At 40.1% G+C, this 23435-nt stretch carries 21 protein-coding genes and 1 riboswitch; of the genes, 12 read left to right on the top strand and 9 right to left on the bottom strand.

Going from position 1 to position 23435, the window contains the following annotated elements:
* Nucleotides 1–96: 96 nt before the first annotated feature.
* Nucleotides 97–405, bottom strand: a complete 309-nt coding sequence (locus ACFSBH_RS05460; RefSeq protein WP_379596437.1) for a hypothetical protein — start codon at nt 403–405, stop codon at nt 97–99.
* Nucleotides 406–605: 200 nt separating this feature from the next.
* Between ACFSBH_RS05460 and ACFSBH_RS05465 the strand changes: the two genes are divergently transcribed.
* The 3 genes from ACFSBH_RS05465 (at nt 606) to ACFSBH_RS05475 (ending at nt 5022) form a co-directional block, all read left to right on the top strand.
* Nucleotides 606–1517 (top strand): acetamidase/formamidase family protein, encoded by a 912-nt coding sequence (locus tag ACFSBH_RS05465; protein ID WP_379596439.1) that lies wholly within the window; start codon nt 606–608, stop codon nt 1515–1517.
* Nucleotides 1518–1648: 131 nt separating this feature from the next.
* Nucleotides 1649–1761, top strand: a riboswitch (SAM riboswitch).
* An 88-nt stretch (nt 1762–1849) separates the two neighbouring features.
* Nucleotides 1850–2713, top strand: a complete 864-nt coding sequence (locus tag ACFSBH_RS05470) for a MetQ/NlpA family ABC transporter substrate-binding protein (protein WP_379596441.1) — start codon at nt 1850–1852, stop codon at nt 2711–2713.
* An 893-nt stretch (nt 2714–3606) separates the two neighbouring features.
* Nucleotides 3607–5022 carry a hypothetical protein gene (locus tag ACFSBH_RS05475; protein WP_379596443.1) on the top strand — a complete coding sequence of 472 codons (1416 nt, stop codon included), beginning with the start codon at nt 3607–3609 and terminating at the stop codon, nt 5020–5022.
* A gap of 159 nt (nt 5023–5181) precedes the next feature.
* Here ACFSBH_RS05475 and sspL read toward each other — a convergent pair whose 3' ends face one another.
* Together sspL and ACFSBH_RS05485 are read right to left on the bottom strand one after the other, a co-directional pair.
* Nucleotides 5182–5310, bottom strand: coding sequence for a small, acid-soluble spore protein L (gene sspL / locus ACFSBH_RS05480; RefSeq protein ID WP_251516679.1), 129 nt, complete (start codon nt 5308–5310; stop codon nt 5182–5184).
* Between the two features lie 64 nt (nt 5311–5374).
* Nucleotides 5375–5998 (bottom strand): TetR/AcrR family transcriptional regulator, encoded by a 624-nt coding sequence (locus tag ACFSBH_RS05485; protein WP_251516686.1) that lies wholly within the window; start codon nt 5996–5998, stop codon nt 5375–5377.
* 123 nt (nt 5999–6121) lie between these two features.
* On the opposite strand from ACFSBH_RS05485, the gene ACFSBH_RS05490 reads away from it, so the two are divergent.
* The gene (locus ACFSBH_RS05490; protein ID WP_251516743.1) at nt 6122–8365 is read left to right on the top strand and encodes an MMPL family transporter; all 2244 of its coding nucleotides are present in this window, start codon (nt 6122–6124) and stop codon (nt 8363–8365) included.
* 724 nt (nt 8366–9089) lie between these two features.
* Here the strand turns inward: ACFSBH_RS05490 and ACFSBH_RS05495 are convergent.
* On the bottom strand, nt 9090–10328 hold the full coding sequence (locus ACFSBH_RS05495; RefSeq protein WP_251516688.1) for a TraB/GumN family protein: 1239 nt from the start codon (nt 10326–10328) through the stop codon (nt 9090–9092).
* Nucleotides 10329–10485: 157 nt separating this feature from the next.
* Between ACFSBH_RS05495 and ACFSBH_RS05500 the strand changes: the two genes are divergently transcribed.
* The 4 genes from ACFSBH_RS05500 to ACFSBH_RS05515 all read left to right on the top strand — a co-directional run bounded on the left by ACFSBH_RS05500 (nt 10486) and on the right by ACFSBH_RS05515 (nt 13597).
* A complete protein-coding gene (locus ACFSBH_RS05500) occupies nt 10486–11112 on the top strand; it encodes a metal-dependent hydrolase (RefSeq protein ID WP_251516690.1) in 627 nt (208 codons plus the stop codon).
* A gap of 388 nt (nt 11113–11500) precedes the next feature.
* Nucleotides 11501–12157: a hypothetical protein gene (locus ACFSBH_RS05505; RefSeq protein WP_251516693.1), complete on the top strand. Its 657-nt coding sequence runs from the start codon at nt 11501–11503 to the stop codon at nt 12155–12157.
* Nucleotides 12158–12249: 92 nt separating this feature from the next.
* The gene (locus ACFSBH_RS05510; protein WP_251516695.1) at nt 12250–13242 is read left to right on the top strand and encodes a tRNA dihydrouridine synthase; all 993 of its coding nucleotides are present in this window, start codon (nt 12250–12252) and stop codon (nt 13240–13242) included.
* Nucleotide 13243: 1 nt separating this feature from the next.
* Nucleotides 13244–13597: a DUF2200 domain-containing protein gene (locus tag ACFSBH_RS05515; protein ID WP_251516697.1), complete on the top strand. Its 354-nt coding sequence runs from the start codon at nt 13244–13246 to the stop codon at nt 13595–13597.
* 87 nt (nt 13598–13684) lie between these two features.
* Here ACFSBH_RS05515 and ACFSBH_RS05520 read toward each other — a convergent pair whose 3' ends face one another.
* Together ACFSBH_RS05520 and ACFSBH_RS05525 are read right to left on the bottom strand one after the other, a co-directional pair.
* Entirely contained in the window at nt 13685–15199 is a 1515-nt protein-coding gene (locus ACFSBH_RS05520; RefSeq protein WP_251516698.1) for an ABC transporter permease/substrate-binding protein, read from the bottom strand.
* Nucleotides 15192–16145 (bottom strand): ABC transporter ATP-binding protein, encoded by a 954-nt coding sequence (locus tag ACFSBH_RS05525; RefSeq protein ID WP_251516700.1) that lies wholly within the window; start codon nt 16143–16145, stop codon nt 15192–15194. Before ACFSBH_RS05525 ends, ACFSBH_RS05520 begins: the two co-directional genes overlap by 8 nt.
* A 347-nt stretch (nt 16146–16492) precedes the next feature.
* On the opposite strand from ACFSBH_RS05525, the gene csaA reads away from it, so the two are divergent.
* Together csaA and ACFSBH_RS05535 are read left to right on the top strand one after the other, a co-directional pair.
* A complete protein-coding gene (gene csaA / locus ACFSBH_RS05530; protein WP_251516702.1) occupies nt 16493–16822 on the top strand; it encodes a chaperone CsaA in 330 nt (109 codons plus the stop codon).
* A gap of 144 nt (nt 16823–16966) precedes the next feature.
* Complete coding sequence (locus ACFSBH_RS05535; protein WP_379596448.1) at nt 16967–18661, top strand: DUF2207 domain-containing protein; 1695 nt, start codon at nt 16967–16969, stop codon at nt 18659–18661.
* A gap of 66 nt (nt 18662–18727) precedes the next feature.
* Here ACFSBH_RS05535 and ACFSBH_RS05540 read toward each other — a convergent pair whose 3' ends face one another.
* Nucleotides 18728–19462, bottom strand: coding sequence for a YqcI/YcgG family protein (locus ACFSBH_RS05540; RefSeq protein WP_251516707.1), 735 nt, complete (start codon nt 19460–19462; stop codon nt 18728–18730).
* 194 nt (nt 19463–19656) lie between these two features.
* Here ACFSBH_RS05540 and ACFSBH_RS05545 point away from each other — a divergent pair, with 194 nt between their 5' ends.
* Entirely contained in the window at nt 19657–21207 is a 1551-nt protein-coding gene (locus ACFSBH_RS05545; RefSeq protein WP_251516709.1) for a fatty acyl-CoA synthetase, read from the top strand.
* Nucleotides 21208–21265: 58 nt separating this feature from the next.
* Here the strand turns inward: ACFSBH_RS05545 and ACFSBH_RS05550 are convergent, their stop codons facing one another.
* Nucleotides 21266–21679: a hypothetical protein gene (locus tag ACFSBH_RS05550; RefSeq protein WP_251516711.1), complete on the bottom strand. Its 414-nt coding sequence runs from the start codon at nt 21677–21679 to the stop codon at nt 21266–21268.
* A gap of 12 nt (nt 21680–21691) precedes the next feature.
* Nucleotides 21692–22789 carry a M24 family metallopeptidase gene (locus ACFSBH_RS05555; RefSeq protein ID WP_251516712.1) on the bottom strand — a complete coding sequence of 366 codons (1098 nt, stop codon included), beginning with the start codon at nt 22787–22789 and terminating at the stop codon, nt 21692–21694.
* Nucleotides 22790–23056: 267 nt separating this feature from the next.
* Here ACFSBH_RS05555 and ACFSBH_RS05560 point away from each other — a divergent pair, with 267 nt between their 5' ends.
* Nucleotides 23057–23296, top strand: coding sequence for a holin (locus tag ACFSBH_RS05560; protein WP_251516714.1), 240 nt, complete (start codon nt 23057–23059; stop codon nt 23294–23296).
* The last annotated feature ends 139 nt before the right edge of the window (nt 23297–23435 follow it).

The following is a 23435-nucleotide window of genomic DNA, read 5'->3' on the forward strand; positions in this document are numbered from 1 at the left end:
GAATAAACGTTTTTGCCCACGCAAAAACACCTCCGAATTAGTATTGGTTTGATTATACCATTTCGAAGGTGTTTTTTATTGTCTCATTTTATTGTGTTAGTCTATTTGGAGTCTGGGCTTCTTCCTCTTTTTCGCTTTTTTTTGTTTATATGCGCACCAAGCAGTTTTTAAGGAGGAATATGTACCTATTGCAGCAGATCCATAAAATGCCCCCATAAAAACTCCAGCCCATAAATCTCCACGATGACTAATAAGGATAGATATTAAAAAGCCTAAGATACTTGCGATTGTAGGAAAATATTGTCTTGGTATCGGAAACAATTTAAAACACTGCGTCAATATTAAAACTGCTGGTACTGCAAGAACGCCATCCAAAATGTTTGTGTGAATCGTTGGAAATTCCAAGACTATTCCTCCTATCAAGCTTCAGTTTGACTTGTAAAAGTATAACCGAGAAATGGGATTTCATACACTGACAGTTGAATTCAGGATAAACTAGAGTACAAGTTTTGGAAATGCGAAGAAAGTGCATATAATCTGAAAATTTGATAGAATACTATATAAATCTTTAAGTAGCATTAACCGTATACACAGGAGGAGAGTAAATGGCAACAGTTATCACAAAGCTCAATAAAGACACAGGCATCATATATGAATTCAACAAGGAGAATAAACCTACAAAAACAGTAGCACCAGGAACCACCTTAACAATTGAGACTTATGATTGTTTTGAAGACCAAATCCAAACAGAAGATACTGTAATTGAGAGAATTGACTGGAACCGGATTAATCCGGCAACAGGTCCGGTGTTCATAGAAGGTGCAGAGCCAGGGGATATCTTAAAAGTTAAGATTGAAAAAATTGATGTTAATGATCAAGGTGTAATGGCAGTCGTACCTGAATTAGGTGTAATGGGTGATTCCATTGAAAAAATGGAAGCGAAAATCATGGAAATCAAAGATGGTAAAGTTCATTTTAATGGTGTGGAAGCCCCATTGAATACAATGGTTGGTGTAATTGGTGTTGCTCCAGAAGGGGAAGGAGTGAATTCCGGTACTCCAGGTGCTCATGGTGGAAACATGGACAACAAGATGGTTAAGGAAGGAGCAACCTTATATTTCCCAGTTGCTGCAGAAGGTGCATTATTTGCTTTAGGTGATCTTCATGCTGCAATGGGAGATGGTGAAGTAAGTGGTTCCGGAGTCGAAATTGCAGGGGAAGTTACTGTAACGCTGGATGTAATCAAAGGAGAAGAAATTGTACAGCCCATGCTAGAAAATGATGAAGTATTCACACAAATTGCTTCAGGTGAAACTTTAGACCAGGCAGCAAAGCTTGCGACTACATTAATGATTGAACGCATTGCTCAGAAATCAGGCCGCCCGATCAGTGAAGTGACGATGCTGATGAGTATGAATGCCCAGTTAGAAGTTTGCCAAATTGTGAACCCTCAGAAAACCGCACGGCTAGTTGTCCCGAAATGGCTACTGCAACAGTTGGATGTAAATCTGATTTAACATTCTGATTCTATTTACCTATTTGTGATTTTTATCATGAAAAGCGAAAAAAGATATAATAGTTTGACAAATAATCGAAATGCTCTATAATAGCAAGCAGAGTAATTTTTTGCAAAAAACTAAATAAATGGAACTTATCAAGAGTGACCGAGGGACTAGGCCCAATGACGTCCAGCAACCCCTAACATAATGTTAGGTAGGTGCCAATTCCTACAGAATGGATTTTCATTCTGAAAGATAAGCTGAATAATTTGTATCGGTATGTCTTTCAGAAGTGAAAGGCATACTTTTTTTGTGGAAAATGAAAGAATATAAAACAGGGGGAAATACAAATGAAGAAAAGATTACTATTACTTGCTTCACTTCTACTCGTCCTATTACTTGTTGCATGTGGAAGCGGGGATGAGGAAACGGATAACGAAGCAGCAGCGGAGACAAATGGGACTACCGAAGAAAATAGCAATGCGTTGAGTGAGGACAAGTTGGTTGTAGGTGTAACAGCTGGTCCGCATGAGCAAGTGTTTGAAGTGGTGAAGGAAATTGCCGCAGAAGATGGGTTGGAGATTGAAATCGTATCATTCACAGATTATATTATCCCAAATACTGCACTTGCTGAAGGAGAGTTGGATGTCAATAGTTATCAACATAAGCCATTTATGGAGCAATTTAATGAGGACCATGGAACGAATCTAGTAGCAGCATTCCCAACAACGTTAAGTGCGATTGGTGTCTACTCTAATACATTAAATGATATTAACGATACACCTGAAAATGCGAAGGTTGGTATTCCAAACGACCCGACAAATGGAGCGAGAGCACTTATAATTTTTGAAGAAGCTGGCTTGATTGAACTCGATGAGGAAACAAGGGAAAATGCAACACCGCTTGATATTGTAACGAATGATTTGAATCTGGAATTTATTGAACTCGATGCAGCACAGCTTCCAAAGATGCTTGATGAAGTGGATTTGGCTGTGATCAACGGTAATTATGCACTTGAAAATGGCTTGGATCCATTGAAGGATTCACTTTTTACGGAGTCTTCGGATTCTCCATATGTGAACCAATTGGTTGTTCGCGAGGAGAATTTGAATGACCCGGTAATCGAAAAACTAAAAAGTTACTACTACTCTGATGAAGTAGCAGAATTTGTTTTGGAAGAGTTCGAAGGTGCTTACCAACCTGTTTGGAAATGATTAGGAAAAGCAGCTTGATAGAGGAAATAAAGGTAGACTATCATTGTCCAAAGGGTTGAAATGAAGTACTCTGATGAGCTGAATCGGAGTTAGAAAAATGAAAGATGAAATTGTTTACTGGACGAATTCTTAGCGAATTCGTCCTTTTTATGTATATACGATATCTGAAGGAGATGTGAGAGGCTTTTTCATTACCTCAAACGGTAAAGTTATAGGAGAGACGTCATGTAAGATATTCTCGCGTTCGATTAGGGGGGTGAATTGTAATGGCTAAACAAACGTAAGATGTTGTCACGTTCGGTTAGGGGGAGAATTATTAAGGCTAATCGAATGTAAGACATTCTCACATTTGATTAGAGGTAGAATTATGATGTCTAATCGAACGTAAGCTGTTCTCACGTTCTATTAGAGGGTGAATTATGATGACTAATCGAACGTAAGCCTTTCTCGCGTCCGATTAGAAGTAGAATTATGATGACTAATCGAACGTAAGCCTTTCTCGCGTCCGATTAGAAGTAGAATTATGATGTCTAATCGAACGTAAGCCGTTCTCTCGTTCGCTTAGAAGTAGTCTAATCGAACGTAAGCCATTCTCTCGTTCGCTTAGAAGTAGAATTATGATGTCTAATCGAACGTAAGCCGTTCTCACGTTTGATTAGAGGCAGAATTATAATGTTTAATCGAACATAAGCTGTTCTCTCGTTCGATAAGAAGTAGAATTATCAAGTTCTAATCAAACGTAAGCTTTTGTCACATACATTTAATTATGAATTTGTAAGTGGGAATAAACCTAAATTGAGATTAAATTTATTTGATTTCAACACCAGTTCCATGTAGCGTTTCACCTTGTCCCAGCATAGGCTATAGCATGTTCAAGGAGAGGAAGTGTACGTTTGGAACTGACCATTGCTCATTTACTCTATGGCTTGTTTACTTTGTTGATTATAATGACAATGATTTTCCGGAAAGGTGTGGTTTTACCGACTTTACTCGGAACCTTTATTATCGCGTGGGTATATAAGGGGAGTGTCGTTGGTGGATTTACGTCGATCTTCCATGCGAATTTAGTTGCTGCGCAAGAGTTGTTCAGTATATTTTTAATCATTACGTTCATGCTGGCTCTCCTGCATTCTTTACGTGATTTAGGTGCGGATCGAAGGATGATTCAACCTATCCAGAAACTGATGGTGAATGGCCATATTTCGTTTTTCGTATTAGTAGCAGTCACTTATATTATTTCATTGTTTTTTTGGCCGACACCTGCTGTTCCATTAATCTGTGCATTACTTGTTCCAGCAGCCATCCGAGCTGGATTGCCTGCAATGACTGCTGCAGTTGCCATTGCACTCGCTGGACAGGGGATGGCACTATCCTCAGATTATATTGTGCAAGTGGCACCAAGTTTGTCTGCTCCTGCTGCTGGGGTAGATGTCGAGTCTATAGCTGATAAAGCGTTTGTCATGTCGTGGATTTCTGGTGGAGTAGCGATTCTCTTAGCTTACTTATTGAACAGGAAATCCATCCGTTCTAAAGATGATCCGTTGAACGAAAAGGATCTGAAAACACTGCAGACTACGGAAGAGTCTACAAATAAAGTGAGAACTGCTCATCTGACCACTTGGAGTAAAATCTTTGCAATATTAGTTCCTTTATCTCTCCTTATCGTCGTTATTTATATGATGTACAATAAGCTGTTTGCTCAAAGTGGTGATCTGGTCGGGGGAGATGGTGCAGCCTTTGTTGGCGGTGTAGCAGTAATTCTATTATTGTTGTCGACAGTTGCTTTTGGAAGGCATCATGCCTTAGATTACATTAGTAATCATATTACAGAAGGATTTGTGTTTGCTTTTAAAGCAATGGGGCCGGTTATTCCGATTGCAGGCTTTTTCTTCTTAGGAAGTCCTGAGCTTTCCGGCAAGATACTAGGGGTAGAAGAAGGACCCGCGCTATTATTCGATTTGGTCACGGCCACTCAAGAATTCTTACCGCAGAGTGCTTTACTTGCAGGGTTAAGTATACTGGTAATTGGTATCATCACAGGGCTGGATGGATCGGGATTCTCAGGATTACCTCTTACCGGTGCTCTGGCAGCTTCCTTGGAAACAGCTTCCATTGATGCGTCCACATTAGCTGCAATTGGACAAATGGGAGCAATCTGGACAGGTGGCGGAACAATTATTGCATGGTCGTCACTAATCGCCATTGCCGGTTTCTGTGGAGTGTCTGTCATGGACTTGGTCCGTAAAAACTTCTTCCCAGTCATTATCGGTTTGACAATTATGACATTCATTGCGGTGTTTTTTCTATAATAGTCTCTGGAGTCATTCTTGGGAATGGCTCTTTTTGATTTAAAAGATCGATATCGACTTTCCGTACCATGTTTAATATGCTATTCGGAAAGTATGCCCCCTTTTGAAAACGGGATGATACAACATTCTGTATCCAAAAGGGGGCAATCTATTTCTTCATTAAATTTTAGTGTTTCTTTTCTTTGCACGCTGTTCCAATTGTGATTTAGGCTGTTGATCAGCCACATCCTCTGAATGGCCTTGTGGATTTACACTTGATCTTGCTTTTTTACCTTTATTCTTGGACAATTGCCACACCTCCAGTAATAGTGTTGCAATTTCATTATTTTATATGCATGGATTGTAGCCTTTTTCAATTTCCTCCCGCTAATCCATTCCAATAAAAATCAACTAATTCCTTTGCTAAATCTTCCACAGAATCAAATGAATTTTGATAGCTTTCATCCATTGAATTTTTGACGGTCAATAAATTTACAAAAACCAGCGTCGCAAGCCGTGGGTTGCATTTTCGGATTTCTCCCCGCTCCATGGATCTGGTTAGAGCGGATTCCAGTTCATTGTATAGCGCATCTTCGGCTTTTTTCATTTCTTCCATTTGCTCTTGTGATAGCGTAATTTTGGCTTCCTTCATGAATGTATTAATATCTATATCAACAGTAGCTTTCAAGTGTGCACTTGCAAATTGGAATAATTGTGTTTTTAAGGGTTCGTCAGTAGACAAGATCGCAGAGGATCTCTCTCGAATACGAACCATAAGTTTAATCATACTATCCATAAAGAGATCTGTTTTCGTTTTATAGTAATAATAAACAGTTGCTTTTGTGACATTGCATTTTTTGGCTACGTCATCCATTGATACATGCTGAAAACCTTTTTCTAAAAATAGACCAGTAGCTGTATGCAATATTATTTCTTCCGTTGCCATCGCTCCTTGTTCCTTACGTGGACGGCCTAATGCACGTTGCTTTTTCTTCATCGTTCATCCATCTCCAAAATATTAATGTAAAATAATTATAACATATGAATTTTATGCTTGATTAATTAACTGTCGGGTATATATAATTATTGAGTACTTATTTTTTAAGTAGAGAGGAATGGAATTGTGAAAAATTTACTTAAGCGCTGGGGTGGCTTTGTTGCCGGTCTAAAAACACGCTGGCTTACGATTTTTATATGGATCATCTTAATAGTAGCTGTATCCTTCATTTGGCCACAAGTGAATGAGGAAGAGACAACAGATCAACAGTTGCTCCCCGATGATATGATGTCGGTTGAAGCGTCAAAAATCGCAGCTAAGGAATTTGCCGACGGCTCGGGAACTCCATTGCTGCTTGTATGGCATCGTGATGATGGGTTGGAGATGGAAGATTTTGAGCTCATTCAGGAGCTTTATCAAGATTTAGAGAATGAACCACTTGATAAGCAACAGACGATACCGCCATTTCACCAAATGCCAGTTGAAGCGTTGTTCGGGAGTGCTTCAGAAGATGGAGAAGCTCTAACTACTCCAATCTTTTTTGAAGGTGGAACAACAACGGATGAATATAGTGTCATCTTGGAGGATTTACGTGCACTGATTGAAGAACAGGCTGGAGAAGAGATTACAGAAAAGGACTTGGATGAATCAGGTCTTCATCTTCGTTTTTCCGGACCAGTTGGAATTCAGACAGATACCGTTTCTTTATTCAGCAACGCAGATATTGCATTATTGATTGCTACAGTTGTTATTGTATTTGCATTACTAATTATTTTATACCGTTCACCGATTCTAGCTCTGGTACCACTTGTTGCAGTGGGTATCGCTTATGGTGTCATCAGTCCACTACTCGGTTTCTTGGCAAGTAAGGGTTGGATTGAAGTAGATGCACAGGCGATTTCAATTATGACTGTATTGTTATTTGGTGCTGGGACAGATTACTGTTTATTCTTGATTTCCCGTTATCGAGATGAATTACGCCATGAAAGAGATAAATATGTCGCGCTGAAAAATGCGATGAGTGGTGTAGGTGGCGCAATTATGATGAGTTCTTCTTCAACAGTAATTGGTCTATTGTCACTTGCGCTTGGAATTTATGCATCATACTATCGTTTTGCTGTTCCTTTCAGTTTATCCATTTTTATCATGGGAATTGCAGCGCTTAGTGTTCTCCCGGCCATTTTGGCGTTACTTGGTCGATTCGCCTTTATTCCTTTTGTACCCCGACCTGAGGAAATGATTCAAGAAATGGAAGAGAAAAAAGGGAAGAAACTACGTCGTCCAAAAACAACGAATAAATTTGGTAATAAAATAGGCAGTTTGGTCACGAAAAAACCGTGGACTGTTATTCTTGTCACTTTAGTGATCCTTGGTGGATTAGCTGCGTTCGTGCCGAAAATCCAATACACGTACGCCTTGCTTGATTCATTCCCGGAAGATATGCCGTCTAGGGAAGGTTTCACCCTCATTTCTGAACATTACCCGCCAGGGGAAATTGCACCACTAGAGGTCATTGTTGATTCGAATGGGGAAGAAGTGGATTTAAAAGTTGAACTTGAAGAACATCCATTTGCTGAGATTGTATCGGATGCAGAAGAAGGTTCGGAAAACAGTGATATTAAGAAATGGGAAGTGACGCTTTCCATTGATCCATATTCTGCAGATGCAGTAGAGAGTATTCCTGATTTTAAAGAAATTGCGGCAGAGGCATTAGCAGCTGTGGATGTGACTGATGCAGAGGATCAAGTCTGGATAGGCGGGGAGACGGCAGGGCTCTATGATACTGACCAGGCAACTAGTCGAGATCAAAACGTTATTATGCCTGTACTTCTATTGATACTTGCAGTGATGCTTGTTATTTTCCTACGTTCTATCGTTGCGATGGTATACCTATTGTTTACGGTCATTTTATCTTACGCATCAGCCCTCGGACTTGGTTGGATCGTTCTTCATTATTTCTTTGACGTATCCGCCATCCAGGGGACGATTCCGCTTTACTCCTTTGTATTTTTAGTTGCACTTGGAATTGACTATAATATTTTCCTAGTGTCGAATCTATGGGATAACCGTAAGTCTATGCCATTGAAAGATGCAATTGCAAACAGTGTTTCTGTAACTGGTGGGGTAATCAGTTCTGCAGGACTCATCTTAGCGGGAACGTTTGCTGTCCTTGCAACCATGCCATTAGATGTCCTTGTCCACTTTGGGACAATTACGGCAATCGGTATTCTGCTCGATACATTCGTAGTAAGACCATTGCTTGTACCAGCACTAACTACTGTCATCGGCAGATTGTCATTTTGGCCAGGAAAACTATGGAAACTTAAAAATCATGAGACGTTGCATAAATGGTCTGGTAAAAGATGATATTATCTAGGAAAAAAACGTATTATCGCTTAGTTGGGAAAGTGAAATCTGTTCATGATTGATTAGCAAACTAAAGTTAGTCCGCAAGCAAACGTAAGAGAGTCTCACGTTTGAAGAGGAGCCTAGAGTTAGGTCGCAATCAAACGTAAGAGAGTCTCACGTTTGAAGAGGAGCCTAAAGTAAGCCGCAATCAAACGTAAGAAAGTCTCACATTTGAAGAGGAGCCTAGAGTTAGTCCGCAAGCAAACGTAAGAAAGTCTCACGTTTGAAGAGGAGCCTAGAGTTAGGTCGCAATCAAACGTAAGAGAGTCTCACGTTTGAAGAGGAGCCTAAAGTAAGGCCGCAAGCAAACGTAAGAGAGTCTCACGTTTGAAGAGGAGCCTAAAGTAAGGCCGCAAGCAAACGTAAGAGAGTCTCACGTTTGAAGAGGAGCCTAGAGTAAGTCCGCAATCAAACGTAAGAGAGTCTCACGTTTGAAGAGGAGCCTAAAGTAAGGCCGCAATCAAACGTAAGAAAGTCTCACATTTGATGAAGGTCCTAAATTTACGCTACAATCAAACGCAAGAAAATTTCACGTTCAATGAGGAGTCTAAAGTTAGGCCGCGATCGAACGTAAGAAAGTCACAATCGAGCGCAAGCCTGCTACCGTCAACTAGGTTGTATACGAAAAGACCTTCCTAGAGGAAGGTCTTTTGATTTTTTAAATAAACTTTTGTATCGGTGATCAATGAATGTGTTCTACTACATATCCTTCATCTTTCAAAATGGAAATGATATGAGGCTCTAAAATATAGTGAAGTGCTCCTACAATGACGAAATAGGTTTGGCCATCATCCTGCTCGAGGAATCCCACAATTTGTTCGGCCATATTATAATTTCGGTTATCGTTTAATGCTTCCATGAATGCTTCGTCTTCTTCAGTCATCTGTGCTTCCTCGGCTAATGCATCTTCCAGCATTTTGTCGGCATCGCCTTCCATATACGCTTGAAGTAATTCTTGCATACTTTCATTAAATTCTTCTGAACGGACTAATGATTCTTCTAACATTTGAATTTGATACTGCAGGGAAGCACTAGCCAATACATGAAATTGTTCTTCTGCTGTTTCAAGGGCGATGATTTCCTTTCCATCCTTTTCCGCCCTCGATAAGAAATATTCATCCACTCCTTCCGTGTAGCCTAATTCTTCCAGCAGCAATTGTTGCACGAACGAAGATAACAACCATGGTTGATAGGTTTTCATGAGGCCTAGTGGAATACCTTGCTCGGTGAAGAATGCATCTAACGCTTCATACGATTCTTCGGATAGATGATCTTCAATCGTCGTCCCATCTTGGAATGTTCCAAGCTCCATCATGATATTTTGCATTTCAATCGGATTCAGGTTGTTCAAATCAATTTCTGGAACGATGATGTCAGCTTCTTTATACGCATTTTCGATCGTTTCGTGCATAGGGAATAAATCTTCCGTTCCTACATGAATCGTTCCTTGTAGATAAACCGTTGTATCATCATTTTCCACTTTCCATAAAAATCCACCAGGGCCATCGGGACTACCGACGATTTCTGGCTCCACCCAGTGAACGGCAATATCAGCATCGATCAATTGTTCAATCGTTGCCTGCTGTTCGTCTCCGATATCTTCAGAAATGAAAATTTCCTCTAGAGCCTCTAGCTCGGTTAATGGGGATAGATCAGGAATCGCCGTCTCTGTTAGATGGATAATTTCTAGTTGATGTAGAAGCTCAAGACCTTCTAAATCGCTGATTTCTATTCCAGATAAATCAAGCTCCGTTAGTTCTTCAAAATCCTCTACAAATAATTCACCTTCTGGTTTGTTGATTTCTTCCCGTAAAACAGTTTCTAGTTGTGCATCTGTGAAATATACAGGCTCCTCATTTTGGCACGCAGCTAAGAAAAGCGCCATGAATAATAATAAAAGGAAAGATAATCGTCGTTTCAATTCCACACCTCATTTTAATATTCGTTCAGTGTTAAGTAGTACGACAAACTCTAACCCTAGGTTTCATACTTTACAATAAAATTTGGAAGAAGTAGAATTAGTTGGTTAATAGATTTGTGTATGACATAGAGAATGAAAGGTTAAAGGAGCGTATGAAGTGAACGGAGTAGCACACAGCGCAATCGGCGCTGGAACAGGATTTGTAATCGCTAATGTGTATGGAGCAGATCCAATGACAACATTAGTTTTAGTAAGTGCTGGGACGGTATCAGCTTTAATACCGGATTTAGATATAGGAGGTAAGCTGGCAAAGAAAATATCACTGTCAGATAAAATGCTTAAAAGTGTTGCAACGATTATCGGATTATTAATGATGGTTCTTTCGTTAGTCCAAGTTGGTCAGAATGAAAAATGGCTTGGATTCGTCATCGGAGGAGCGATTGTATTTTTTGCCCAAAAACTTTCTCAAAAGATTATGCTGATCCTTACTGGGATTGGTGTTGGGGTTCTAGGGTTCTTCTTAAGCAAATTATGGTTGTTATTGATCGGAATTTATATTGTCGGAGCCGCTTTATCATCGCACCGATCGTACACGCATTCTTTAATTGGTTTAGTATTCTTTGCTTATATCGCGCATCTTTTTGCAGTGGATATGAGTAATGATCTACTGTTTTATGCTTGCACTTTTGGGTATGCAAGTCATTTAATTGCCGATATGCGCATTTTTCCAGCGAATAGAAGAGGAATTAAACTGTTTTTGCCATTTAGCAAAATGGAGCTTTAACGGATATTTATAAATTAGAATAAATTTCACCCCCAAACTCGAGTGAATCTCGATTATAGTAGTGAGAAGGGGGGCAAGTTATGAAAAAAATTTGGGTTACTAATTAATGGAAGGTGAATTGCTGTGAACTTTACAGTGGTTTGCCTATTTTTTCATGGCATTTTCTATCCGTGAACTTGACCCCTTCATGAATAGAATTCCGAGTAATCCTTGATCTATCACTTGACTCATCAATGGAAATATTGACAACATACTTGACCCTGAACTTGACCCAAAACTTTACTATATATAAAGAGAAAGATAAATAAAAGAGAAGAGGAGGAGAACGCGCGCGAGGACTCTGTATTCAGTATAATGATGGTAGCTCATGATAAAGGGGGGAATGAAATTGAGTTTCTTCAGTGCAGAAATACTCTCCGGTATTATTACTGGTGTCATTGTTGGTTTAATCCTTTGGGGATTTCAATTAAGAAGAGAGAAAATATTACTTAAGCATCACTATGAGAGAGAAATATCCATCTTGAAAGAGAAATTGTATTTTGTGAATTATCGTGGAGATGCGTTTCGTGTATCTCACGTGATGTACTCTCAGCCCCTCTTTGTGGAGGAAATTATTGAGATTTTACAAGACCATCCTCTCGACTTGATGGAAAGATATGCCTACCATAACAAAGAACTCGCAGCATTGCTCCATGCATTTAAAAATAAATATTTGGAAGTTAGGAAAAATGCAGAGTTACTCGATGTCAAAACGAGTGATTATATTAGACACTACAATGCGAATAACGGGAAACCCTTAGCGGATGATGAGGCATACAAAATTTATTTTAGCGGGAAAATTTATGATTTGGATGAAGAAGAAATTCAAGTTTATCTCGATGATGTGCATATTAATAACGAACTGAGAAGTGTTTTTGTGAATTTCCGGGAAAAGCATTTCAGCTCGATCTCGCAGTATGTAGACTCAAGAAAAGAACTTATTGAATATGCCCAAGAGATAGAGAAAGCTGTAGTCCATAATCAACCCAATCCGTTTGATAAATAAGACCTAATTGTGATATAAGTGTAAAGGAGCAAAAAAATCTTTGCTTTTATTTTAGTTTTTCCTTGTATTGCTAATGAGAGGATTGAATATAGATGAAAGAGAATTTTTGGCGTGAATTACCACGACCGTTTTTTATCCTGGCGCCGATGGAGGATGTGACTGATGTTGTCTTCCGTCATGTCGTGAGTGAAGCGGCCAGACCAGATGTGTTTTTCACGGAATTCACCAATTCAGTGAGCTATTGTCATCCAGAGGGGAAAATGAGTGTACGTGGTCGTTTGACTTATACAGAGGATGAACAACCGATTGTCGCCCATATATGGGGAGACGAGCCGGAACATTTCAAGCAAATGAGCATCGGGATGGCAGAAGAAGGCTTTAAAGGTTTAGATATTAACATGGGTTGTCCTGTCCCTAATGTGGCAGGCAAAGGAAAAGGATGTGGCCTTATACGCCGTCCGGAAGTTGCCGCTGAGCTTATCCAAGCTGCAAAAGCGGGAGGATTACCAGTTAGTGTAAAGACACGCCTCGGCTATACTCAAGTTGACGAGTGGCGCGACTGGCTGACACATGTGTTGAAACAGGATATCGTGAATCTTTCCATCCATCTACGTACGAAGAAGGAAATGAGTAACTATCCAGCACACTGGGAACTCATCCCGGAAATCAAGAAACTGCGGGACGAGATAGCTCCGGATACCTTACTTACGATTAATGGGGATATTCCAGATCGACAAACTGGTTTGGAACTTGCTGAAAAGTATGGTGTGGATGGCATTATGATTGGCCGTGGAATTTTCAAAAATCCATTTGCTTTTGAAAAAGAAAAGAAAGAGCACACCAGTAAAGAACTGCTTGATTTGTTAAGATTGCACTTGGATCTATTTGACAAGTATTCCGCAATGGAAGATCGTCCATTCAAACCACTACGACGCTTTTTCAAAATTTATGTCCGTGGTATTCGCGGCGCTAGCGTGCTAAGACATGAATTGATGAGCACAGAAACTACAGATGAAGTGCGTGCATTATTGGATGAGTTTGAACGTCAACATGCGGACGTATTGGAAGAGACGAGGAGGGGATAACATGGCAAAGCATAGAATTTATACGATGAGTTTTGCAAGTGTATATCCTCACTATATTACGAAGGCGGAGAAAAAAGGCCGTACGAAAGAAGAAGTCGATGAAATCATCCGTTGGTTGACCGGATATAGTCAAGAAGAGCTGGAAACGGAAATAGAAAAGAAAACAAATTTTGAAGACTTCTTCGCTCAAGCTCCAAAGTTGAATCCATCCCGGTCGTTGATTACAGGTGTGATTTGTGGTGTTCGAGTGGAGGAAATTGAAGACCCACTAATGAAGGAAATACGCTACATGGACAAGTTGATTGACGAACTGGCAAAAGGAAAAGCGATGGAGAAAATTTTGAGGACATCGTAAGAGAGGACTTCTGAAAAACGTATATAAGAAAAGGCTTAGAATTCAAATTCTAAGCCTTTCTTTTATCATTTTTACAAGAGACTCTAATTATCTAATCCCTTCATTCTCCAGAAACTGTCGAGCGACATCCTCTGCACTTTTTCCTTCGATAGCTACTTGATAATTCATTTCCCGCATTTGATCATCCGTGATTTTACCGGCTAATTGATTTAAAATTCCCTCCAGTTCTGGATATTCCTCGAGCGTTTCCTTCCTTAAAAGCGGAGCGCCTTGATACGGTGGGAATAATTCAAGGTCGTCTTCTAATACGGTAAGATTATAACGTCTGAGCTCACTATCCGTGGAGTAGGCATCCAATAGATTAATATCATCCTGTTCGATTGCCGTATAACGTAATTTCGGCTCCATCGTTACAAGATTTGGAAATTCCAATTCATATAAATCTTGAATACCGAGATATCCGTCTTGCCGATCGGTAAATTCCAAAGTGAATCCAGCTTTGACTTCTTCTTCTAGACCATGCAGATCGGAAATCTTTTCTACATTGTGCTCCTCAACAAAGGATTGTGATACAGCCAATGCATACGTATTATTGAATTCCATCGGTTCCAATAGAACGAGGTCATATCTTTCGAGTAGTCCGTCTTTCGCTTGTTCATAGACTTCTTGTCTATCCGTACTAAGTGAGGTTTCTTCTAAAAATTGTGTAACAATTGTTCCAGTAAACTCTGGATAAATATCTATGCTTTCAGATTCAAGTGCATTAAACAGAAAAGTTGTTTTACCAAGACTAGGTTCTAGTTCAACTTGTAAATCTGTCTCGTCCTCAATTAAAATTTTGTACATATTAATCAAGATCTCCGGTTCGGATCCCAACTTCCCGCCAATGACGATGGTGTCCTGATTACTATTGAATAAGTTCGGAATGACTGATATTCCAATCGTTATAACAACAATGGTTGCTGTAGCGACAAGAGTTTTCTTGTAAGAAAGTTTTTGCATTCCCCGTAATATCACATCAAAAAGAATAGCCAATAGCGCTGCAGGTATAGCTCCGAGCAAAATGAGTGCTGAATTATTACGATCAATTCCAAGTAAGATGATATCCCCTAATCCACCAGCCCCGATTAAAGCTGCAAGGGTTGCTGTTCCGATAATGAGTACCATCGCTGTCCGTATCCCTGCCATAATTACTGGCATTGCAAGGGGGAGTTCTACTTTCCACAGTCTTTTCCTAGCATTCATTCCCATAGCCATAGCAGCCTCAATTAAAGACGCATCGACTTCCTTAATACCCGTGTAGGTGTTGCGGAGGATAGGAAGCAGCGCATAAATCACTAATGCAATGATTGCTGGTACTTTACCGATCCCCAGTAAAGGAATTAATAGACCTAATAATGCCAATGAAGGAATGGTCTGTAAAACTGCAGTGATGCCGATGATACTTTCTGAGAGTTTCTCTTTTTTCGTAAGATAGATTCCCAGAGGCACAGCAATGAGTACTGCGAAAAATAGGGCGATGAACGATATTTCAATATGCTCTATCAATGCTTGAAAGAGGTCTTGCTTTCGATTTTGCAACTCCTGTATCAGATTATTCACGGCCATTTCCCCCTTTATTTACATGTTGGGAGAAATATTGAATCATAATTTGTCTGTCAACCTTACCAACTGGAACTCCATTTTTTTCAACGATTATTTCGACATGTTCGGTTAGTTTCGCTAAAACTTCCTCCATCGTTGCTGTGGCAGAGATGGAAGCTGTCCCAGGTTCCGTATGATTCAGAGGCTGCGTATACTTATCTAGGTTAAAATCAAAATTCGCATGTGCGCTATTGCCCACAAAATCCCTGACAAAGTCATTGGTCGGATGGTTGATCAATTCCTCAGGTGTACCTAGCTGGATAATTTCCCCTTGGTTCATTAATGCAATCCGATCAGCAAGTTTCACTGCTTCTTTCATATCGTGTGTGACAAATACGATTGTTTTCTTGATCGATTGTTGGAGATGAATGATATCTTCCTGCAGTTTTTCACGACTGAGCGGGTCGAGGGCACTGAATGGTTCGTCCATTAAAATGATTTCTGGGTCGGCAGCTAAAGCACGTATGACACCAACTCGTTGTTGCTCACCGCCTGAAAGCTCATTAGGCTTTCGATTCCGATATGTATCAGGGTCCAATCCAACCATATCCAACAATTCAGTTACCCGATGATGAATTTTTTCTTTGCTCCATTGTTTCAATTCCGGAACAATCGCGATATTTTCTTCAATTGTCATATGTGGAAATAGAGCGATCTGCTGCAGGACGTATCCGATATTCCAGCGCAGTTCATCAATTTGATATTCACTTATTTTTTTCTCGTTGATGGTGATTGCTCCATTAGTCAAAGGAATGAGGCGGTTGATCATTTTTAACGTAGTTGTCTTGCCGCATCCACTGGGGCCGATCAGCACAAAAAATTCGCCTTTTTCAATGGTGAAGTTTAATGCGTTGACAGCAATTGTTTCGTCATATTGCTTGGAAACATTTTTAAATGTAATCATTAGTGTAATTAATCCCTTCTGTACGTTTGTTGGTTATCTTCATTACAGTGTAGTATTGGTAGAATAAAAGCTCAATAAATAAGTACGCGGCGGTGATATGTATTGCTCTCCATTTTTGTTTATGAAGTCTCTCCATCCTTCAACATACTCTATTCCTCTTTTTCGAATTTTTAATACTTATTTTGATATTTTTTTTAAGAAAATTTTCGGAGTTGCATCTTTTTTATGAAGTAAATCGTCTATGTCTACAAATTCTTATGGAATATAGGGAATATGATAAACCATCTTGTTATAATGATAGATAGAAAGGATAGACTGAAAAGTAATTTAGTAATGGAGGTATCATGATGGCAACGATTGAAGATTTTATGAAGTTGGATATTCGAATTGGTACAGTCATTAAAGCAGAGCCTTTTCCGGAGGCAAGGAAGCCTGCAATCAAGTTGGAGATTGATTTTGGTGAAATTGGTATCAAACAATCCTCGGCACAAATTACAAATAGGTACAAACCTGAACAATTAATCGGCAATCAAGTGGTCGCAGTAGTAAACTTCCCGCCGAGAAGAATCGCAGGGTTCAAATCGGAAGTATTGGTGATCGGAGGCGTCCCGGAAGAGGGAGATGTCGTGTTGTTGAAGCCAGATCAACCTGTTGAGAATGGGACAACAATCTCATAAACAGAATCAAAAGGGGGCTTTCTAGTTGTGGAGGGCCCTTTTTTATATGTGGAATTGCTGACTGGAAAAAATTCTCTAATCCATCGAATGAAACTTTTTACCTGTCTGATCCGTATATAGACTATAGGAAAGTGAGGGATCGTGATGAAAAAATATACTCTACTATTACTACTAGCTTTTATTGGGTGCTTTCTACTTCCTGTCCATGCTTTTGCTGTAGACTTTAGTATAGAAGAAACGAAAATTGATGCATTTTTGCAAGAGAACGGTATGGTGCACGTAACGGAACTTCACACATACGAATTTGACGGAGATTTTAATGGGATAACGCGCGGTTTAATACCTAAGAAAGGGGCTGCTATTACCGATTTTAATGCCCAAGAAAATGGGAAGCAGCTTGAAGTGGAAAAGGAAGATGCAACTTATATCATTCACCGGCCTGGTGAAGATGAGACGATAACGATTGAACTTAGCTATATTATTGAAAATGGCGTTGAAGTGTACGAGGATATGGCACAATTTTATTGGCCGTTTTTTGATTCAAATAATGAAACAGATTACGAAAATATGACGATAACCGTCCACCCGCCAAAGACAACGAGCGACGTCATCGCTTATGGATATCATTCGGCATACGGAACGGAAAAGATTGAAAATGATGGAGTCGTTATTTTTGAAATGGGATTAGTAGAGGGTGGAGAAAAGGGGAATATTCGTGTTGCTTATGACAGAGACATATTTTCTGCTGCCTCCGTTACGCATAACGAAACCATCCGTGATAAACTTTTGCATGAACAACAAGAACTAGCAGATAAAGAAGCAGACTTTTTAAATGCACAGAAGAATTGGGAAAATGTAGCCATAATAGTCATTAGTGTGCTCAGTCTATATTTCCTACTATTACTTTTTTATGCTTGGAGGAAAAGACAGGCGACTCTTTTGGAGGCGGAGCGGCAAACTCCGGCCAGATCGATAGTACCTAAAGAAGTGATGAGTATGCCAGCGACGATTTATTATTTCCGTCATTTTACGACTGGTTTAGGTGACTTGCTGACCATCGGAATGATGGATTTAGTAAGGAAAGGGAATATTGAAATACGTGGTGATGACACCTATCATCTAATCAACAAGCAAACAGAGCATAAACATGAGGGTCAGCTGATTCATCTCTTGTTTAGAAAGTTGGCTGAAAAAGGAACGTTTTCATTCGAACAACTGGAATCATTGTTGAAAAGCTCCAGTAATCAGCAAATGTTTCGTACCGAATTAGCCAAGTATCAAGGTTTGATTATGCAGGAAGTCAAATCTCATCAATTGTTCAATCAACATGCGAAACTTCGTTGGTTTACAGGAGTAGTAAGCCTGTTATTCATACCATTGATGATTGTACTTGGAATCTATGAATTATACATGTGGCTTTTCATCAGTTTAGCTTTAATGGTCGTCTTACTTACATTTGCTTTTATATTCAAGACCAGAACAGTGAAAGGACAAATCATTAAGCAAGAATGGGACCATTTTAAGAATCATTTCAGCGGACTGGAATCCAGTAGCTGGTACACGTTGTCAGATGATGACAAAGAGCGTGCGCTTATCTTCACGACAGGAATCAATGATAAGAAATTGGCCGAGAAAAATCGGTTTTTAATTAATAATCAGAAGGATGATCAAGAAGAGTCCGACGAACTATTATTTTTAATGTTAGCACTTTCCACTACAGCACACTTGAATTTCGGAGCGGCAACCCAAACATATGCTGAATCAGGAAGTGGTAGTACGTCATATTCGGGCACAGGTACAGGTGTTGGCGGAGGTGGCGGTGGATCTGGTGCATTTTGATTTTCATTTGATTATAAGATAGATAAAACAACCCTCCAGCTGCTAGAAAAGCCGGAGGGTTAATTGTTATTCCTGTTCTTTATGGTGAAACGGACATTTCCCTTTAATCGGCTCAATATCATCCCCGATAAAAAACTGCTTCCATTCATGATGAGTCGGGTCTCCGTAATGCCCGATGTCAGGATGCTTTGGCAACTGATCCCACATCTCTACCCGTTTGCGGACTTGCTCTCTGGACATCACTCCTGTCCGCTCTGTACCTTCCAACCCTTTAAAGATTCTTCGCGGCTGGAAGCCAAGTACCATTGCATTGCCTAAATCCCTAGTTTTTCGTTTTTTATATGCTGGTGCATTTCCAAATACGAAAATCGGCTCACCGTGAAAATGAAAATCCCATAGATAATGGTCAGGATCACGTGGCGAGTCTTCAGGCCAGCTCACCTCATCAACATTGTGCAAGTATTGGAGAATCTCCCAAAATTGCTTCCGATAATCATCCAGTTGTCCTTCTGTATCCAATGGCTCGACAAATACAAATAATCCATGGCGTTTGGCATCGGGTTCTTGAAATAGCTTCAGGAAATTTATTAAAGCGGAGGGTAAGTTACTCCAATCATCTTGTGTTACGTATGCATAGCGCAGTTCTCCTTTAAGCTCGCCGCGCATACCGAAAAAACATGGAAATGTTTTATCTGTAACGGTTTGATGAAACGTTTGATATTCCTTATATAACCATTCGGGTAAGTCGTTGCGGGTATGGAAGTCTTCCTTGGTTAGTAGACTCTGTTCTTTTGTTTTCATCTTTTCTCCTCCACTATTGTAGTAAATTTGGGGTGTAATAAAATATCTACCCAATACATAAAACGATTAAACGGCGTGGTTGCAAGGAGAAGAGAGTCCTGATAATGAATTTTTACTAATTGACAGACTAGTACGAGTAAATTAAAATATAAAATAAATATTGCTATAATAATTTATTTTTAGAAAATTTGGCGATGAATCTAGGAGTTGAAGATGGAGAAAGGACTGGTGTAATCATGAGAAGCAGCACAATAGCTGAAGCCGTCCACCGTACCGCAGCACGGATACCACACCGGACAGCAATTGTATTTGATGAGAGGGAATGGAGTTACCAGGAACTGGACAAGGCAATCACTTTGATATCGCTTGGATTACAGGAACAGGGAGTGGAAAAAGGGGATCGCATCGCTGCATACGGGAGGAACTCCGATTTATATGTATTGTTATTCTTCGCTGCAGTAAAGATAGGAGCCATTCATGTTCCTGTGAATTTCCAATTGAAGGCAGGAGAACTTGACTATATTCTGACTGATTCTGATCCTGTGCTCATCATCGCCGATCGGGAACTTACCGATGAAATTAAACGGACGTCAGCCAACAGCCACCGCAGGGTGTTGCAATTTGAAGAAGAAATACTAACTTGGGCCCTTAGTGAAGAGCATCATCCTATGGAGAGAGATGAATTTGATGTCGATGATACAGATGTCGCTCAACTGCTTTATACATCAGGTACCACATCGGCGCCAAAAGGTGCAATTATGACTCACCGAGCGTTAATGTACCACTATATGAGCTGTATTCAAGGCTTGGATATTAAGGAGTCAGATCGGGCACTTCATAGTCTACCTTTGTACCACTCGGCACAGATGCATGTGTTTATGTTGCCGGCATTGCTTGTCGGTGGATGGAATAAAGTCCTACCAGCACCAATACCTGATGTTGTCCTTAAGACGATGGAAGAAGATGAGATTACATCCTTTTTCGCCGCACCGACTGTTTGGGTGTCGTTGGCGAATCATCCGGAATTGACTGCTTGGAATCTTGGAAAGCTGCGAAAGGCTTACTACGGTGCTTCGATTATGCCTGGACCGATTCTGGAAAGGCTGCAAAATCATCTGCCTGAACTAGGTTTCTATAATGTGTTTGGACAATCCGAGATGGGTCCTGCATGTACCGTTCTGCGCCCTGAAGAACATGCGGAACACCCTGGATCTGCAGGGAGACCATTATTGTTTGTCGAGGCTCAAGTAGTGGATTCCGAGGGAAATCGTGTGCCACCGGGTGAACTGGGTGAAATTGTCTATCGTTCGCCACAATTATGTCTTGGATACTGGAACAAACCTGAAGCGACTGCTGAAGCTTTTTCCGGAGGTTGGTTCCATTCTGGAGATCTTGTGAAACAGGATGAGGATGGTTACATCGAGGTAATTGATAGAGTGAAGGATGTCATTAATACAGGAGGTGTACTCGTCGCTTCCCGTGAAATCGAGGACTGCATTTACAAACTGCCTCAAGTCGCTGAAGTCGCAGCTGTTGGGGTTCCTGATGAAAAGTGGATCGAAGCAGTAGCAGTATTTGTCGTTGTGAAAAGCCCGATAACCCCAGACGAGATCATTCAACATGTAAAGGATAATCTGGCTAACTTCAAAGTACCGAAGCGGGTTGAAATTGTCGAGGAACTGCCACGCAATGCCAGCGGAAAAATCCTGAAACGGCAACTTCGTGAAGCTGCTCGTATAAGATGAATATATAGTAGAATCAAAAAAATGCGCCAGTCGTTTGTGACCGGCGCATTCCTTAACCTTATCCATCACTAGAAGTGAGCTGGACAAGATAGGAACTGATTTTTTTAATTTTGGCGGTTTTACTAAATCCAGTGAATTGATAAACATCACAAAAAGCATAAGATTGGCCTTGCTGATATGAAAACATGCCGTTTACAGAAGCAGAATTTCCATGCGTAATGATATTGTCAATCTGCAGAGTTTTAACATGATTTACATTCATCTGCTCAAGTTCAAATTTAACTTCGTCTATTCCTTTTAACTGTTTTTGACCGATAATGTCCCAACTGATCTGTTCATGAAGCTGATCCAGACAGAACTCTATTTCATTTTTAGCAAGACTGATGGTGTAATCTTTAAGCAACAATTTTTTTGGAGCGTTTCCGCAATTCTCGGCACAGTGAACGGTTATGCTTTCAACAAGTGTGTCCATTGTTTGTCTCCTTTAAAGAATCATTAATTTTTTCGGGAACGATGTCAGAACTTCAGCTTTTCCATCTTCATTAATATACACATTATCTTCAATTCTTACGCCACCAAACCCTGGTATATAAATACCCGGTTCGATGGTGAATAAGAGACCAGGCTCAGCGATATCTTCATTCTTCTCATGTACAGACGGTTCCTCATGGACGTTCATTCCAAGACCGTGACCGATACGGTTGTTGAAATACTCGCCATATCCACTATCTTGGATCACTTTACGGGCAGGAATGTCAAAGTTCTTAAGTGGAACTCCTGCTTGAACTGCGTCAATTCCTGTATTTGTAGATTGGAGTACGATGTTGTAAATTTCTTTTTGTTTCTCAGATGCTTCACCAATCACAAACGTCCTTGTAATATCGGAGCAATATCCATCCTTTATGACACCGAAATCAATCAGAAGGAAGTCTCCATGATTAATGGTTCTATCTCCTGGTGTACCATGCGGTAATGCCGACTTTTCACCAGCAAGAACAATCGTCGAGAAGGATGGACCGTCAGCACCAAATTTTCTCATCAATAATTCCAGCTCTCCAACAAGCTCAGACTCGGTCATTCCAACTTTAACTTTTTTAATTCCTTCTTCCAGTACTTTTTCAATTATATCGATGGCAAGCTGCATTTTCTCAACTTCAGAACGAGACTTCTTCTTTCGAGCTGAATCGATGAAAGGCTGAACATCCGTAAAAGCAGCTTCTGGGAAAATCTGTTGAAATGCTTCGTAGCGAAACACATTAACGGCTTTCTTCTCTAGTCCAACTTTTACAACGCCACTACTCGTATGTTGCTGTAATACTTCGAATGGATTCTGTTCATCTGAAATTGGGATGATATTCTCGATAATCGAGCTTTCTGCGGCCATATCTTTATCCAATGCTGGTACGAATAGTATCCATTGATCACTTTTTCCATCACGGACTAACGCAAGGAATCTTTCATGTGGTTCGGAAAGAAAACCAGTGTAATAAAAAACATTCGTTGGATCTGTAATCATTGCTAATTCAATATTTTCTTTTTGTAAATAATTCTGTAGTGCATTCAATCTATTTTGATTTTCCATTTAATAACTCCTTTTGGTAAGTGTTCGAATAAATGAACTCGTGTATTAATAGACTATTATATCTATTTGTTTTCTTTATATCCATTTTACGTGTATTTTTTGGAGCATTCAAGGTTAAAGCCATATGAAGGGCAGAAGGACAGTTTAATAACTATATTAGACAAGAGTAGGGTCAATTTATGTCGACGCTACGTAAAATGTATGGAAAGTTATGGAAAAACTTTCATTGTTGACTGTCTGATGTACGCGTATACAGGAGGTGGTAACATGATAGAAGTTCTAACTATGGCAACCATCATTGCTCCAGTCACTGCAGCACTTGTCCAGGCGATTAAAACTTCAAAAATCGTGAAGAGAAAATTCTTACCATTAATCTCCGTTTTAATCGGAATCGGTATCGGTGCATCGGCTACATTCTTGGATACAGAGCTCATGATCCGAATTTGGGCTGGAGGCATAAGCGGGCTAGCTGCAACAGGATTATTCGAGCTTAGTAAAAAGGTGTAGATGGTAGAGAAGGAGATGGCTGACAGCCATCTCCTTTTATTATGGTCTTCGAAAACCCTCGGCTACGCCGGGGGTTCCGTAGAGCTTCTAGCGTGGGGTCAAAAAAGGCCTCCTTCATGGTAAAATATGGTTGGTTTCC

This window comes from Oceanobacillus luteolus (assembly GCF_042678205.1).
GTDB lineage: Bacteria > Bacillota > Bacilli > Bacillales > Amphibacillaceae > Oceanobacillus > Oceanobacillus luteolus.